Source organism: Streptomyces beijiangensis (assembly GCF_017315755.1).
Classification (GTDB): Bacteria; Actinomycetota; Actinomycetes; order Streptomycetales; family Streptomycetaceae; genus Streptomyces; species Streptomyces beijiangensis.
Genome location: NZ_JAFLRJ010001191.1, coordinates 1 through 421, shown reverse-complemented (window position 1 = coordinate 421; position 421 = coordinate 1). Strand labels below are relative to the sequence as shown.

Below are 421 nucleotides of genomic sequence, written 5' to 3'. Positions count from 1 at the left end.
AGCAGTGGAGAGGGCCGCACCCCAAGGGTGCGGCCCTCTCTGTGTTCGCCCTGGCGAGGCTGGTTTCACGTGCTGTATTCCCGGGGGACAACCCCCGGACCTCCGGCCGGATACCGCAGCCGCCTTCAAGAGTCTGGTTTCACGTGAGACGCGGATAGCGGGTGGCGCCGGTGACGATCCAGCGGCCCGATCGGGCGCGCAGCCAGAGGGTCACCAGACGGACCGCCATCATCAGGGTCATGGCCCACCACAGAGCGGTCAGCCCGCCGCCGAGCGCAGGGACCATCAGTGCCGCCGGGATGAAGGCGGCCAGTGTCACCAGCATGGCCCAGGCCAGATAGGGGCCGTCGCCCAGCCGGTCTCAGGGATCGTGTTCGTGCTCGACGGCGTACTGATGGGCGCGGGCGACGGCGACCAGCAG

At 69.4% G+C, this 421-nt stretch carries 1 pseudogene; it reads right to left on the bottom strand.

The features are described from left to right. Positions 1-139 precede the first annotated feature (139 nt). Positions 140-352: pseudogene (locus J0695_RS41130) on the bottom strand (MATE family efflux transporter); the annotation flags it as partial. Between the last annotated feature and the right edge of the window lie 69 nt (positions 353-421).